The following is a 16,884-nucleotide window of genomic DNA, read 5'->3' as shown; positions in this document are numbered from 1 at the left end:
GGTAAAAAGCGCTGGGGTAATCAGACAGTAAAAATAAATAATTAGATGATATAAGTGAATTATTTTTCAAGGATTGAGCTTTGTTTTAGGCTTAATCCTTTTATTTTATAGCAGTAAGAGTCCAATAAGGGCAAAAAACGATTAAAAGCCTGTGTGAATGAATACAGTGAACCGCGAACACACTTATGGTCTTTTGAAGTCAAAAAAAGAATTAATACAAGCAACGTTATTGCAGGTAAAAATAGCTAAAATATCGAAATTATTATCACTGTTTTTTTATAAACGAAATTACCACAGATAAGAAATAGTAAAGTAAGAACAAGAAGTTAGTGTTACGATCTAAAACGCAATAATTATTTTGGTAAGAATATGGAATTCAAACAATTAGTTGATGACTTTATCCCTGAACTAACGAGGTTATCGAAGAAATATGATTTTACTGATGAACTCAATGATGCAGTAAAAACACATAATGAATTTAAGCTTAGATTTCCATTTATCGGTTCATTCAGTACAGGCAAATCGACGCTGATTAATACTTTTTTAGATGACAAATTGCTCGGAGTACAAGTGACACCTGAGACTTGTCTACCCACAGAGATAAGATATGCAGAGCATGAAAGTATCAATTTATGCAACAGTGACGGAGTTGTATCAATTATTTCAAGAGAACAGCTGAAGGAACAAGACTTTCCTTTATCTGATAGTAATCGTGATTATTGGGTTGAAATAACTCTACCGAATGAAAGTTTGAAACCGTATCCTGAGTTGACACTGGTGGACATGCCAGGTTGGGAATCTGGTATTCAGGCACATAGTCAGGCAATAGATAATTATATTTCACGTAGTGGAACTTATTGCATTGTTGTCAGTGCAGAGGATGGCACACTGAAACAAAGTATGAAACAAGTGTTACAAGAATTAAAATTATTCAGAAAGCCTATTTCACTCGTGGTATCAAAATGTGACAAGCGGCTTCCAGAAGAAATTGACGCAATAGTCTCATCAGTAAAAATTGGAGTGGAAAATATATCTGGTCAGCCTCCTATAGTAACGATTGCCACTAGTGCAAGAAAAAAACAAGTGTCGGGTTTCGAACAGATGCTTCAGAAAGTGATTGAACAATCAGATATCATATATTACCAATCAGTTGGATATAAAATAACAGATATAATAGAGCGTATTCAGCGTAGAATTACTACACAAATGAATAATGATAATCTGACAATTGAACAGATCCGTAATGCTTGTGCACAAATACCACTAGAGTTAGCTCAGATTCAGCAACAACTTTCTACTATAAAACAACAGATTGATGACACAATTCCATCCTGCCTTAATAGTGCAAAAAACAACCTTGAAGTATTACTTCGCAACCAATTATCCAGTCTAACAGATGCACTAAGATTTAATGGTGATATGAATAGCATAATAGGAAATGCACTGAGAGAAGCGTTTATTACTGTTATGGAACAAGAGTTTAAACCTACTGTTGCCAGAAAAATGAATACACTGCAAGACTGTGGCGAGTTTGTACCATCCAATATAGATATCACTCACGGATTTAAACAAAGTGATAGTCTCAGTGATTTAATTTCTGTTACAGCCATTGTCACCTTCGTCGTTTCTAAACTCATTACACTGCTCCCTCAGCTAAAAATAATCGGTCATGCTCTCACGGCGATAGCTACACTGTTCACCTCTAGTGTAAAAGAAAAAATAAAGAATGCAGAACAACAGGAAGAAGCTCAAAACTATGTTATCAAAACACTCATTCCTCAAATTATCAGCCGTGCTGAACCTGAGTTTCGTAAATGTTTTTACGATATGTCAGAGGAAATAAAAGCAGAACTTGATAAAGAAACACAACAAAAAGCTGAAGATAAAAAACAATCACTACAAATACTTGAGAAATCATTATTAGAAGAACAACAGGCTGATGATGCTAAACGAGAAGAATTCGCTCGTGATAATACAACATTGTCCTTATTTAAAGAGAATATTGCGAGAGTTGCGCAATGATATCAATTTATTTAACTGAGGAACAAATAGCTGAACGCTATAAATTGTTTTGTGCAGCAAGCGACTTACAAAGTCAGCAGCCAGAACCACTGAAAGAAGCGTTGTATCAACTTAATAAACTGATACAAAATGACTTAATAGAATTATCACGAAGTAATCCACCAAGTGATATTACTCGTATTTTAGCATCATTGAATGAAGAACTACACCGATTTGGTCTTTTTTGTGAATTTCCTCATCTTGCAACAAAATCAGTCGTAGGCTTCGGCGGAGGATTCAGTGCAGGGAAATCCAGTCTGATCAACCGACTTATTGATAGAAAATACCTCGCTGTTCAGGTTGATCCAACAACATCGATGCCCGCATATGTATTGCACGATAAAGAGGAAAAAATACAAGCAATCAATCTTCATGATAATTTGATTGAATTAACAAGTACTCAACTAAGCTCTTTAACTCATGAAGAAAAATACCTGTATGGTAGCCAGATTGGTAGTTTATTACAGGCAGTGTACATTTCACTTCCTGATTTCCCATGGCATAACTTGGCATTTCTCGATACTCCAGGTTATTCCAAACCTGATGACGATGGTTGCAATGAAAAAACGGATGCCGATAGAGCTGAACTACAGCTTAAAAGTGCCAATTATATTATCTGGGCTGTATCACTTGAGCATGGCACGATCCCTGAAGCTGATATTCAATTTCTTGCTAAACTAAATGATATTCCGAAATGTATTGTTATTACTCATGCTGATAAACGGCTCCCTGACGATGTAGTTGCGATCGAGGCCTTAATCCGTCATACATTGCAGGAACGAGGTATCTCTTTTACGACAATAATTCCATTTTCCCGAAAGAAGAAGAGTGAGTTTTCACTACAACCGTTATTAACACAGTTTGATGAATGGAATAAAAAACCCAGAGCAGTTCAATTTGCTCAAAACTTCAAACGATTATTTATCGATTACAGAACACACTTTAATAAACGTCGCTCAGAAGAAGCGAAACGACTCAATATTCTGAATAAAGTGGTAGCATTAATTGATGATGAAAATACAAGCAAAGAAGCCGAAATTCTCAGACGTCATGCTCAAGGTGAACTCACTAAAATTGAATCATCAAGTAAAGATCTTAGTGAATTAGAAGAAGCATTTTTTACATTACTAAAAAAAATTGGCGATGAGGTCAACATTGAATTACCTGAGCCTCATGATCTAGATTTACTTGATTTAAGGCCTATTAATCTTTCAACACTACTGGAAAATTACTGCAAAGAATATCAAATCAATAATGTGACATATGACTATTTTGCAGATTTACCTCCAATAACTACAGATAAAAATAAATTACAATCATTATTAAGGTGGAAAAAGCAGTCAGCTATTGAATGGAGCGATGATTTCACGGTCTGTCCTGAACAAAAGAAAGCATTATTGCGCCAAGTGGAAAAAATAAAGTATGTTTGGGAAATAAATGCTATTCCTGATCCCAATATCCTTCGTAAGCTATTACGTAAAAAACAGTATAACGAAAATATTACTCATCTTATCGATCAACTATGATATCAAAAGGTATTGGAATGAAAAATTTACAAATGTGGATAGATACATTTAGTGAAATACATGAAGAAAAACAATTACCGTTTAATACACACTTCGCAAAAAAACAATTGTCTGAAGATGAGTGCCAAATATATACTATTTTTCATGCGGCAGTATTATTAGCTGACGGTGTGATTACCGATGAACAGCGACGACTTTATAAATTTTGGTTACCTTCAATAAGTGATAATACATCGCTCAGCGAGCTTCTTCAAAGCGCATCAAACTTTTCACCAGAAGACTTAAAAATAGCAATTAATATTATCGAGAAAGATAATTTATCTATTCATTTTATTCTTGATACCTTGGTTTTTTGTTATGTGTCTGGAGGGATTAATCACGCTCAAAAAGAAATAATCAATGAAATTATTAATATATTAAATATCACTGAAAAAGATTTCAATGATATTATAAAAGCAACTCAATCTGTACTTGGCATTAGAAATGAAGAAAAAGTATTTATTGAAGAAAACAGTATTATTAACTCCCTATCTCAATCTTTGTGGACTGAATTTTCAGTAGGAAATATCTTCCTAAAAAATGAAATATCAATAATCATAAACACTAAAAAATCGACAATAAATTCAGGGCTTATGGTGTTTATGTATCCAGACTTTAAATTAATCGTTAATGAAGGTGATATTGTTCATTCAGGTGAAGTGATAGCCATAAATAAGAATAATAAGAATGATAAGATTTCATCTACTTTCAGTGGTTATATTACAGCGATTACTCCAAATGATCGCTACAGCGAGATACAGTTTAAATATCACCCAATTATTATTTAGCAAAAGGTTTATTTATAATGTCTAACTACGAAACTTGGATTAATTCTTTAGATAACCTGATTGAAAAACGCCAACCTGCGTTTAGAATTCATGTACTAGCAGATAAATTAAATTCATCTGAAAAAGAAAATTACCTGAAATTTCATGCTGCATTTCTATTACTAAACGGTAGTATAAGTGCTGAGCAAAGAAGGCTATATGAATTTTGGTTACCTTCATTAAACCAAGAACAAACAATCAGCGATATTTTAGAACAAGCATTACATTATAGTGAAGAAGATATCTCTGCATTCATTAGCTTGATAGAACAGCATGATATACTCGATATCTTTTTATTGGATATTCTAGTCTTTTCTCAGTTATCAGGAAAATTATCTGACGAGCAAAAAACGATATTAAATAAAATATTAAATGTACTGAATGCAGAACAAGAGTTGGTTGATGATGTTATATCTTTTAGCCGAATGATACTTGAAAATAATCTGATTGATAAAAATAACAAATCAGAAACCATATTAAATCTACTTCTTAATAATGTTTGGCATGAGTTTTATCTTAATGATATTACAGAAGATAACCTTCATAAAATAGAGGGGGGATTTTGGAGATTAAGTGAATCCATTGAAGTAAAAAATAATGATGTCACTTGGAATAATACGCTGATTGTTTATGGTGATAACTGTAATCTCAATATTAGCAACAGTAATTTTCATATGTCAGATTCAATATTATTAAACCCCATAAATAAATTATTACACTGTGAACTAAAAATTGATGATTGTTATATACATGGTGAATATAGAAAAGAAAATACCATTACTGCATATGAATCTATAAATACACAGTCCATTAATATAAAAAATACCGTTTTTGTTACAATGAATGCAAGAACATTTTATTTTGATGAAGAAAATACCACAGGCTTAATAGAGGGGTGTTCATTTAAACAATGTGGCCATCCGGAGTTGCTTGGTGGTGCTGTAAATTATCAATCAGGTATTATTTTTAAATCTAGCTTATTTAAAAATTGCACTGCTAAGTTGGGTGGTGCAATTTTCGCTAAAAACCCATCATATAAATCTTTCGATAAAGTCTCTTTTCAAAATTGTCACTCAGTCTATAAAAAAACATGGAATGAGCCTGGAGGGATCTATATAAATAACCCAGCGCACGGTGTTTTTTCAGAATGTTCGTTCGATACACCTGTTTCCGTTTATTCTCTACCTATATGTGATTATTATTCAAATTATGTTCTTATGATAAATTCATCTGTTAATACAACTGTTTATTATAATTGCCTTGAAGATGGCGCATCAGTACTCGATAGTGAATCGGTCAAGCAAAGTGGCTGGACTAGTCGTGATCAAAAAGCTGAATATGCAGAAATATTAAATTGGGAAGGATGCCAAAATTTATGATGAAATTTAACAAATCAATTCAAGATTTTAATACCGCTCATAGTGCACTGATAGATGCCATAAACACACTCACTGCCAAACAAAAGCGTTTGCAACAGGAGCAACAACTACTGAGTATCGGTATTATGGGGCAGGTTAAAGCAGGGAAAAGTAGTTTTCTTAACGCTTTGCTTTTCGGCGGAAAACCAATACTCCCAGAAGCTGCTACGCCCAAAACAGCAAACCTGACAAAAATTAGCTATGGTAAAAAATATACACTGACCGTTGAGTACTATTCTGAAGAAGAATGGAACGAACTATGTCGACAAGCTAATAGCCCAGATCAGTCCGTCAGTGCAATTGTTGCAAGAGAGCTTGTCGCTATGTCTGAACGCCTCAGCAAAGATGAAATAATCCGTTGTTTGGCACAAGAAAGGGACACTTTTGAAAGTATCGACCTCAATGGATTACAAGGTTTGCTAAACGCTTACACTGGCAATGACGGCAATTATACTGCTTTGGTAAAAAGCACTGGGATTACATTACCTGATACTGCTCTAAAGGGATTTGAAGTCGTAGATACCCCAGGTATGAATGATCCTGTTCAAAGCCGTACTCAGCAAACTCGTGAGTACATGTCTAACTGTGATGTGGTTTTTTTCCTATCACGGTGTAGTCAGTTCCTCGATAAATCAGACTATGATTTGCTCAGTAATCAGTTACCCAATAAGGGGGTCAAACGCCTAGTGCTCGTTGGCGGACAATATGATTCTGCTATTTTAGATGATGGTGCAGATCGTGGCTCTCTCATCGAAACAGAGCAAAACTTGATCAAACGGCTAACTCGTCAGGCAATAACAAAAGGTAGTGAGATTACAGCAATAAAATGTGGACCAGAATCACAACAAAAGTTGATTGAAAGTAGCTTCTCAAAACCCATCTTTGCAAGCACATTTGCCTATGGCTTTGCACAATGGCCACAAGCTAATTGGTCAAAAACGATGTTGCATGTACACCAACAGTTACAGGAATTGGCTGAAGATGAATGGGATTATGCCTTTACGCAGGAAGATTGGTTACGTATTGCCAATTTTTCAGTATTAAAGCAAACTTATGAACAGGCAAAAACGGATAGAAATGCACTCCTTGAAGAGCAATATAAAAGTATGTTACCTGATGGTTATCGTGCAATTATCAGCGCCCTTGAAGTGCTACAATTGAATATTAACGAACGGATCAAAATTATTCAGTCAAATGATATTACTGACATCAAAAATACAGAAACATCCTATTTACAAAGAACAACTGCCATCAGCGTAGTCCTCCGTGAGACACTGAATAAAACACGGGAATCAGCTCGTAAAGATGCACAAGCATTGCTAACACAACTTCAGCAGGATCAGCTTAATTTTTCAAAACTAACATCACGAACGGGCAGTCGTTTAGAATCATACAGTTATGAAATTAGTACTTCTCGTTGGTATAACCCTTTCTCATGGGGAAGCTCAGAAACTGTTCACAGCACACGGAGCGTAGCATATCATTATGTCAACGCCAGTGATGCAATTGAACAACTGAATCAATATGCAGCAGATTGTTCTATGCAAATCGAATCTGCATTCAGCCGATTAATCTCACCCACCATAATTAAACAAGAACTTCGTCAAACATTGCTCAGCGAGCTTGATACAAAGAGCAGTGATTTCAATCCATTGTTATTCCGCTCTATGATTGAAGACTTTATAGAAAAATTAACACTGCCATTATTTTCTATAGATCTTGGAAACATTACTAAACTGATCGTTGGAGAATTTTCGGGTGAAATTACACAGAAGGATAAAATTAGTGAATTGCAAAACCAATTAATATCAGGTTTGCAACTTATTTTTGTTCGGATTCGTAGTGAATTTAAAAAACAATTTGATGAAATAATGAATAAGTTAATTGAGGCAGGTAAATCATTGGAGACTGAGTTAACAAAAGACATTAATGAGCAATTAGATGCTTTAAAATTACAGATAGAGCGTAAGACGAATACAATTTCTGACTACACTGAATTATCGTCAGAAGTAGAGAAATACAAAGTTGAATACATTAAAAAATTAGAGATGTTAGTTTAAATATATAGTAACAAAAACCATCCTACTTTCTATATAAGTGCCTTTTTAGATCATCCTATAAATTAATCTAAAGAAGGCACTTTAATGAAAAAACATTATCAAAGCCATCACTTCTACACAGTTAATAATTAATATGAGTAATGTCAGAGAGGTGTTCTTTCAAACTCTATCTAACTCGTCATGGGCCAATGTTGGCTATTTAGTTGCTGCCGAAATCACTGGGGATGAGACGCTTAAAGAGCTCACAATGCTTTGTGCCGCCCATAGTATCGGGGTTATTTTGCTTGATAAGGAAGAGATTGCGAATACGCAAATTCTCATTCAAGCCACAGAAAAAGAAAATGTGGACTGGGTGCTTTGTAATCGTCTTATCTCCATCAATCGTGATTTTGAACATTATATTGAGTTAGTCAGTGAATTTTATAAACTCGGTGAAGTGAAAAAAAGTGATTGGAAATGGCGCCAGTAATGCGCCCCTTTAGTTTTGATTAGGGTGTACTGCATCCCTCACCCTTTTTCACCATTAAGCGCACTCAATAATCCGAACAGCCTACCTCTTTTCGCTTAATTCTTGAAAATCCCCCCGATTTATATTCTTGTGAATACCCCATTTAGGGCACATTCAATTCAATGTGTGACATTTATTTTTTAAATAAAAGGGCTTTTTTATTTAGCTTAAGATTATCGCAATTTTAATTGATTGATTTTTATCATGATTTAAAATCGATCGTTGAAACCGATCAATTTCCATTTATCGATCTGTTAAATCTATTTGATGGCATAAGGATTCTTTTGTATAAATGAATCAAATCATCAATCTTAAAAATAAAGATGTTTATTCTGAAATTTGCTTTTATTTTGGATGTATTTTCTGTATTCTCTGTGTTCTCTGTATTCATTAGAGGGTATTTTTATATTCATAATTTGACAGGTGCTGTGTTATTCATATCAATTTTTGATTTATTAGCAAAAGTCGTGTCAGGAACCTCTTCGCAGTGTATTTGACTCACACAGCTGATGGCAGAATTGCCTCCTTTATTTGGGGTTATGTTCATTAAAATAGGGTTAAAGGAAATCACCATGCCTGTGCCACCGAATCCTTTTGTTTACCGATGTACCGCTTGCGATTGGCATAAAGTCGTGACACCAAAAAGCGATAACCATGTTGTCGGCTATGATTGCTTTAATGAGTGTCCAAAGTGTGGATGTGATACGTTAAAACGCTCTCCAGCAAGCACGTACGATATTATCGCTTCATGGTTTAAGTAATTCGTATTGCTAAAAAGCTTGAGTTGGATTTCGAAGAGATAAAAACGCGCCACAGAATGTTGCGTGAAACTTCACCTGACAATCTTAACTTGTGTCTTCATAGAGCATTCTGTTGGTTACAACATGCTGAAATGGCAGAGGATACTGATGGTCGTTTTCTTTTTCTCTGGACGGTATTCATCGTTACTCGATACGCCATTTTTTTACAGGGATTTTGGGGAAGTACAGCGAGAAAATCATTACCATTCAAGCCCTTTTAAGTGGTGATGCCCTACAATGACTCAGCATTATATTTAACCGTCTTCATACGGTGCGTAACCAACTCATTCTTCAGTGGGTGAACTTAGCGTTGCATTTCATGATAATTATTGTGTGGAATAGACTCATTTTTCTTCTCAATGGGAGTGCTAACGGAATTTCAAGGTAAATGGCTGATTCGAATGAATGACCTTGCATCATGCCTCATCGTTTACTGTTTTATATCTCCTTAATATAGGTGTGCTTTCAATGAAGACACAAGACAAATTTTTAAATTACATACAAGAAGTCAATAATCTTATTTTGCCATTGGATATATCAGACAATGGGCTTTCTCAAATACAAACACAAATCGAACAAGCCGAATTGATTATTCCCGTGGTCGGTGGGTTTAGTGCGGGTAAAAGTACACTGATTAATTCCTTTTTGGGCTATGATATTTTACCAACGGCGGTAACGCCTGAAACTGCATTAGCAACGGAATTGCGTTACAGTACAACGCCATATATTGAAGCGGTGACGGTGTCTGGCGATATTAAGCGTCATGAAATAACAGATTTTTCACACCTGAAGGATAATGCACAGAATTTTAAATATTTGCGGGTTTATCTTAATAATGAACAGTTGAACTCGATTCAACCTTTAGTGCTTGTGGATATGCCGGGATTTGATGCCCCTATTGAAAGCCATAATCAAGCTATTTTGACTTATTTAGAGCGTGGTGTTTATTTCGTTTTTTTAACCAGCGTGGAAGATGGCAATATCACGTTGAGCATGACGCGAGAAATTGAAAATTTGGAGCGAATGGGGAAAGGTTTTGCATTTTGTATCAGTAAAACCAATTTGCGTGTGCCTGAGGATGTTAATGCGGTACAACAAAAAATATCGGAACAGTTGAGAGAGGATTATGATTATGCAGGGCACGTTGCCTTGTTGGATATGGACGGTGGACAAAATTTGAAAAACATTTTGAACGCCATCAATCCAGAAGCATTATTCCATTCTTTATTCATCGAGGTGTTGCGAGATAATTATGCATCATTAATTCAAAGTATGAATGTCAAAATTTCTGCGTTTAAATCAAATAAAAAAGAAACTGAAGAAGCGCTTTTTGCCTTGCAAAGCAGTTTGAGTGAGATTAAAGGGAAAAAACAAACTGCTATTGCGGATGTGCAACAGCGTTATTCACGCAATAGCATTTCAATGATTAACCAAGAGGTGACCAACGCGATTTTGTCTCAAAAAGCCCATTTAGTGGATTTAGCAATAAGCAATCAAGGTGCGTTTGAACGTGAAGTTACTGATATCACTAAAAATGCATTATTGTCTGCTGTACAAACTCGTTTCAATGCGATTAGTCAAGATTTAATGGACGAACTCGGTAATGGCATCACGGCGCAATTATCTTCGCTGTCAGATAACAACTTAGGGACGATTGCGATGAACACCTTTGCAAACCACTCTGGGAGCATGTCGAATATTGCGAATGGTGCATTGAGTGCACTGAGTAAAACGGTGGTAACAACGATAGGGTCACAATCTTTAAAGTTATTGGTCGGCGGCGTGTTTGGGATTGTTGGGGCTGCCTTGATGCTCTTGCCTGAGATTATTGGCTTATTTAACAAAGGGGAAAAAGAGCGGAAACAACGTGAACAGATTGAACAAGCGATAGTGGGTCAGGTTATCCCACAAATTCAGCAACAATTGAATTCACTACTCCCTGATTTGTTAAATCAAAATATCACTGCATTGATTCAGAAAATCAGCGAACAATTTGAAGCGCAATTGAAACAAAAATACGTTGAAATTCAATCAGCAGAAGACGAAAAAACAGCTAAAGAGGTTGAGTTAGAGGGAATGATTACCACATTAGAAAGTGCTAAACAGCAATTAACGCAATCGGCTAACCAATATTTATTTGCGTAATACTGTTCTGCACAATACACCACGTTCTCGCTGCCTGACATACGCAGGCAGCTTCAAGTGCCATACCACCTATGCAACAGAGTCTAAGTATCATGAATATTATTCAACTGAACGAAAAAATTGACACTTTTGTCAATCAATACGGGTTAAGCGATGACGCCTTAGCATTAAAGCAAGAACACGCTATTCAAAAAAGTGACGAGTGGCAGGCTATTTTGGATGGTTTCTCTAAGGATGGGCGTGTACTACGCATTGGTATTATCGGGCGAGTCAAGGCAGGAAAAAGCTCCATGTTAAATGCCTTAGTCTTTGAGGGGCGAGACATCTTACCTAAAGCTGCCACCCCCATGACGGCAGCCTTAACCACTATCGAATACAGTGAAACGGTTCGGGCTGAAGTGGATTTTTTCACACAGAGCGATATTGATGAAATTAAAAAGAAGCATGATATTTATTGTGAAAAATTGGAACAGAAAGTTCATGATAAAAAAGCAGGATTGATTGAACGCCTTAAAAAGAAAAAGGCCGGCTTTTTAAATTATTCTTGTAGCTCCGAAGAAGAGCGTGACTGCCAAAAAAAAGCCGAGTCACAAGCAGAGCGCGAGATGAAAAGTGACCCGACATTTGCGTCTTATGACCAATATCGCCGAATAGAAGCGTCAGGGAAATCATTAAGCGATTTGCAGCAATACAAAACGATCCAGGCAAACAGTGTAGAAGATTTGATGACAGGGAAATTGAATCAGTTTGTGAGTTCCGGTGGGGATTTTATGCCGTTTACGAAAGCGGTGACGTTGTATATTCCGGAAAAAGGATTGCAAGGTTTGCAACTGATAGACACGCCGGGGATTAATGACCCAGTCACATCGCGTGGTGAACGAACGGAACAATTGCTACAAGAATGTGACGTGGTACTGATTGTATCTCCCTCAGGGCAATTTTTAAGTAGCGAAGATACTAATTTAATCCATCGTATCACGACCAAAGAGGGCACTCAGCAAGTCTATATCATTGCGAGTCAAGTGGATAGCCAATTATTTGGCAATGAACGTGCGGGTTTCAGCAGTCCATTGGATGTTTTGGACAATATTACAGCCACGTTAAGCAATCAGGCTCGAAATGTATTGAATGCCCAAGCCGCTTCATTCCCAGAAATGAAAATCCTTGCAGATAAATTGAACAAAAATGATGTAATTTGTTCATCCAGCGTGGCATTTTCAATACTAAAGTATTTTGACACACCAGCTGCTTGGGATGCCAATTCAAAACACGTTTTTGATAACTTAAACTATCATTACCCAGATACGTTTAAGCACCCTGAATTAGCCAAAAATGCGTTAAAAAAGTTAGCCAACATTGAAAAACTTCACCAAATCATCACGGACGTCACAACTCATAAAGCACACATATTGACACAACGTCGTACAGATTTCGAAAACAGTAAACGTGCGGCGTTACGCAGTTATTTGAAGGCGCTAAGCGCTCTCATTAATGAACGAATTCATCAAATTGAAACGATGGATATCAATTCATTACGCGAACAACAGATGCGGCTAGCAAAACAACAAGCACTTATCACTCACCATGTCAGTGATGTGTATGATGATTTGGTTTCAGATATTCAACTCAATCTGAGTAAGGAGTTGAAAGACGAATTAAACCGTCAAATGCGGGAATATGAGGAGGTGTCAGAGGGCGCCCAAGGGACAACAACGGAAAGTAAACAGGTGTCTATAGGACGTAGTTGGAGGAGCTTATGGTTAACCGAGGAGTATGAAACACGCCAGTATAATGTGCAAACCGTTCAGGCGACCTCTGTCCGTCGAGCGATTGAACGCATTCGTACTCAGTTAGAAGATAAATTGGCTTTTTTATCGGGAAAACACGCAATAGATTGGAGAAAGAAAGCTTATCGCCAAATCGTGAGCACCGTAGAAACAGCAATGGGGCAAGCGGACGGCGATAAGTTAGATCTCACAGTGATTCGCCGTGTGGTAAAAAATACAGTGGCATGCATGCCAGAGGTGTCATTCAAGCTGAAAGATGACATACCGAGCAGTTTGAAAAAAAGTGGTCAGCTAAAAGACACGGAAGCCCAAAACTACCTTCACGAAGCGGAGAATTACGTTTCTCGTTTACGTACGACAGTTCGCAATGAAATTTCCAACTATATAAATGAGTGGGTGGGACGCTTGAAAAAGAATGATGCACCCGGCACATTAACCGGTCAAATAAACAAGGATTTGTCTCAATTACTGAATGAGATTGAAAACAAAGAAGCGAGCTTATTTCGATATCGAAATATTCAAAAAGAACTATCGGCATTAGAACAAGAAGTCGCTTAGCGTAATTTGTCAATTATTGGGTAGGCCATTTGGGGGATTGCCCGATAATTAAGGAAGATTTATGTCTCACAAAAAAATGAAAAAACAAAAAATAAAAAATAAAATGCAATTAGAGGAAAAAATAACTGAATTAGAAAAAAAAATACAAGACATGGAAGATATGAGATTACGGCAAACGTTGATTGCCAAACTGTTATCTGCCACGCAGCAAAATCAAGGTGTCAATGCGTATTTCCAGTCTTTAAATCACGACTTTTTGGCCTTCATCAACAAAGTTCCCCTCATGGGCGATAATGCATCTGCCTTCTTAGAATTACAAAAAATTGGGGATGAACTCACCATGATTGGTTCATACCCTTGTTTTTTTAAAAAACGTTCTGTGGCGATTGGGGGGGGATTTAGTGCAGGTAAATCCGCACTTATCAACAGTTTGTTTCTGCGTCAAGATGTACATTTACCGACGGCGATGACACCAACAACGGCAATTCCAACGTATGTACTTAATGGTGAAAAAAATGAGATTATTGCCTGTAATCAAAAGGGGGGGGTGATTGATTTAGCTGAAATTGCACCCAATTTTCAACATAAGCTTTCTCACAATTTTATTCGTGATTTTGGCTTTAATCTTAAAACCATTATGCCGTTTGTGTTTTTGACGACACCAATGGCGTTTGAGCACCTCTGTTTTATTGATACACCCGGTTATAACCCATCAAATGCAGTCGATGGATATACGTCCGAAGACAATGAGACGGCGAAAGAATTTGTGTCAAATGCGGATGCCTTATTGTGGGTGATTTCGGTGGATCATAATGGAACCGTACCGCAAAGTGACTTGGACTTTTTGGCGGGCGTGACTCAAGACAGCAACCGACCGCTTTATATCGTGTTAAGCAAAGCCGATTTACGTCCATTGGAGCATGTAAAAGATATTATGGACACCGTTGAAGAAATCTTGGATGATGAAGGTATTGAGATTACTGGCATATCGGCATATAGTGCGACGCGTAAAACAGAATATGTCTATCGAAAACAATCCTTGTTTGATTTTTTGAAGGAATTAGACGCGCCATCGGACAGGCAGAGCCTAATTTTAAAACGCCTGTATGCGGTTGATGAGAAATACCAACGTGCCATTTTACGTGGTATCAAAGAAAACAATGAGATCAAGGCGATACTCTATGATTTGCAATTAGCGTTATTGAAAAATGCCTTTGACGAGCAAGGGGATGAGGCCTATCAAAAAACGCATAAAATAGACGCATTATTTTCACGCAATCAGCAAGAAGAGAACCTCAAATGGCTGATGCAAGTCATCCAAAAATTATCGAATTCAATTAATCAAGTCTTTGGTCAAGAAAGTCATATTGAACGCAAGACATTAACAATTCAAGATATTGAATTAAATAATAACGTACAGGATGATACATCAGCGATAATATCAGAAAATGAGAAAGCCGCCATCAAAGTCGAATATTGGTCGGGACTTGACAAATTTTTAGCAGATTATTGGGATGTTAGTTTTTCTATGGAGCAACTCAAGGCGATTAAACTCTTAATTGATAAGAAACAATTTAGTTTTACTTTAGCTGATTGGCAGTCAATCTATGAGGGGAATACCGCTATGTTCGAATTGGGGAGGTTGGTCAAAGCCGGTGTGTTGACAAAAAATAGTGCTTACAAAGGTTCTTATTATTCATTTAACTTACCTATGGATGCATATTGATAATTATATTTTCGATATCAACCTATTTCAATCATTAATTAGAATGAAATAGTGGCTGTTCTAGATAACTAAGACCATCTATGGCAGCCCCTAGAAATATCGCATTAGTTTACGTATATTTAGCACATAAATTAATCAAATGAGGTATTTGCGCTTTGAGAATGAAAATTGATGCACTAACCAACACTCTTCCTAAATTAAACCTTGGGATAACATTAGGTGAATATCAGTTAGAATTACTTGAAAAATATTCATACATTGAGATTTTTATCATATCAGTTTTTTTTTATATAAAAAAGAATGCCCTGCTGATAACATAGAAGTATATGAAGTCATTGATACATTTAATGATGAATTAGTGAAAATCAATCTTAATGATAAATTTAATTGCTCTATAGGCGAATTCTCATTATTAGATGTTGTAGATAGCATTCCCCAAATAACATATATGCAATTAATAAACAATGAAAATTTTCAATTTTCTAAAATAATGAAAGAATATAGTTTAGATCTTTTACCTTTTTTTATAAACATTGAGAACTTTGAATATGAATCTTAAACAAGATGAAAAAGAACTAATCCATGCTTTTGAGTATGTAGTCAATAATAATAAAGATAAGATATCCCTTTTTTCTCAACAGAATAAGTCATTTGAAAACTGGCTAACAATGGAGCTTAATTATGCCTTAATAAGTAATGGATTAAAATCTATACCTATGCCGAGAAATAAGGAGCTAAAGAAATATCTAGACCTCTCTTTTGGGGTAAACGGATCAGATGAAAATTTCGTTGAGATAAAAATTCGAATTAGCTATACCCAAAATAAATATCTAAACAGCACTCTTTCTGATTTTGATAAGCTTAAATTGATTGATTTGAATTGCGGTAAATATCTACTTTTCATATCTACCTTTGAAAATGAAATACGTAATAGTAATCAAAACTTAAAGTATATTAAAAAATATGATCAGTATATTTCCAATTTATTAGAAGGCGCTAAAAAACGTAACTCAACTATTTTATATAGAAATGACTTTACTATAAAATATAATAATGAGTCTTCTTGTGAGGTAATAATGATTATTTTTAAGGTATAAAAAGTATATTGAAGTATTGGCGACTGGTGAGTTTAAAACTGTCCGTTGAGCAACTTATTTCGGCATGTTTACGGGTTGTCCTAGATAAGAACTGGCTTATGATCCACTTCGATGGTCGGATCAAGGATCACCTGTAAATAATATATGGGGAACTTACACAAAATTATTTACAGGTTCCATAATAGCCATCTTTACGGATATCCGTAAAGATGGCTTAAAATAGAGTTTAGTTTGATTGGTACTCTAGCTTATAGATGTTATTGGGATACTATTACATTATTTATTCTCCACCCTATGGGGTTAAAGCGGTTTGACTCTCATTTTGTTGTCTT

At 36.0% G+C, this 16,884-nt stretch carries 11 protein-coding genes; all 11 read left to right on the top strand.

The window, feature by feature from the left end; translation table 11 throughout:
• Positions 1-369 precede the first annotated feature (369 nt).
• Positions 370-2,022 (top strand): dynamin family protein, encoded by a 1,653-nt coding sequence (locus tag PR675_RS19950; protein ID WP_272582930.1) that lies wholly within the window; start codon positions 370-372, stop codon positions 2,020-2,022.
• Complete coding sequence (locus PR675_RS19945; protein ID WP_272582929.1) at positions 2,019-3,587, top strand: dynamin family protein; 1,569 nt, start codon at positions 2,019-2,021, stop codon at positions 3,585-3,587. The genes PR675_RS19950 and PR675_RS19945 overlap by 4 nt, the downstream gene beginning before the upstream one ends.
• Positions 3,588-3,604: 17 nt before the next feature.
• On the top strand, positions 3,605-4,414 hold the full coding sequence (locus PR675_RS19940) for a hypothetical protein (RefSeq protein ID WP_272582928.1): 810 nt from the start codon (positions 3,605-3,607) through the stop codon (positions 4,412-4,414).
• 17 nt (positions 4,415-4,431) lie between these two features.
• On the top strand, positions 4,432-5,832 hold the full coding sequence (locus PR675_RS19935) for a hypothetical protein (RefSeq protein WP_272582927.1): 1,401 nt from the start codon (positions 4,432-4,434) through the stop codon (positions 5,830-5,832).
• Positions 5,829-7,931: a dynamin family protein gene (locus PR675_RS19930; protein WP_272582926.1), complete on the top strand. Its 2,103-nt coding sequence runs from the start codon at positions 5,829-5,831 to the stop codon at positions 7,929-7,931. Before PR675_RS19935 ends, PR675_RS19930 begins: the two co-directional genes overlap by 4 nt.
• 133 nt (positions 7,932-8,064) lie before the next feature.
• Entirely contained in the window at positions 8,065-8,400 is a 336-nt protein-coding gene (locus PR675_RS19925; RefSeq protein WP_272582925.1) for a hypothetical protein, read from the top strand.
• A 611-nt stretch (positions 8,401-9,011) separates the two neighbouring features.
• Entirely contained in the window at positions 9,012-9,200 is a 189-nt protein-coding gene (locus PR675_RS19920; protein ID WP_196717998.1) for a hypothetical protein, read from the top strand.
• Positions 9,201-9,707: 507 nt separating this feature from the next.
• Complete coding sequence (locus tag PR675_RS19915; protein ID WP_272582924.1) at positions 9,708-11,384, top strand: dynamin family protein; 1,677 nt, start codon at positions 9,708-9,710, stop codon at positions 11,382-11,384.
• A gap of 92 nt (positions 11,385-11,476) precedes the next feature.
• Entirely contained in the window at positions 11,477-13,729 is a 2,253-nt protein-coding gene (locus PR675_RS19910; protein WP_272582923.1) for a dynamin family protein, read from the top strand.
• A gap of 61 nt (positions 13,730-13,790) precedes the next feature.
• A complete protein-coding gene (locus tag PR675_RS19905) occupies positions 13,791-15,455 on the top strand; it encodes a dynamin family protein (RefSeq protein ID WP_272582922.1) in 1,665 nt (554 codons plus the stop codon).
• Positions 15,456-16,003: 548 nt separating this feature from the next.
• Complete coding sequence (locus tag PR675_RS19900) at positions 16,004-16,552, top strand: hypothetical protein (RefSeq protein WP_272582921.1); 549 nt, start codon at positions 16,004-16,006, stop codon at positions 16,550-16,552.
• The last annotated feature ends 332 nt before the right edge of the window (positions 16,553-16,884 follow it).

The organism is Providencia sp. PROV261 (assembly GCF_028477945.1).
GTDB lineage: Bacteria > Pseudomonadota > Gammaproteobacteria > Enterobacterales > Enterobacteriaceae > Providencia > Providencia stuartii.
The sequence above is the reverse complement of the archived record's forward strand: the minus strand, read 5'-3'. Positions and strand labels throughout refer to the sequence as shown.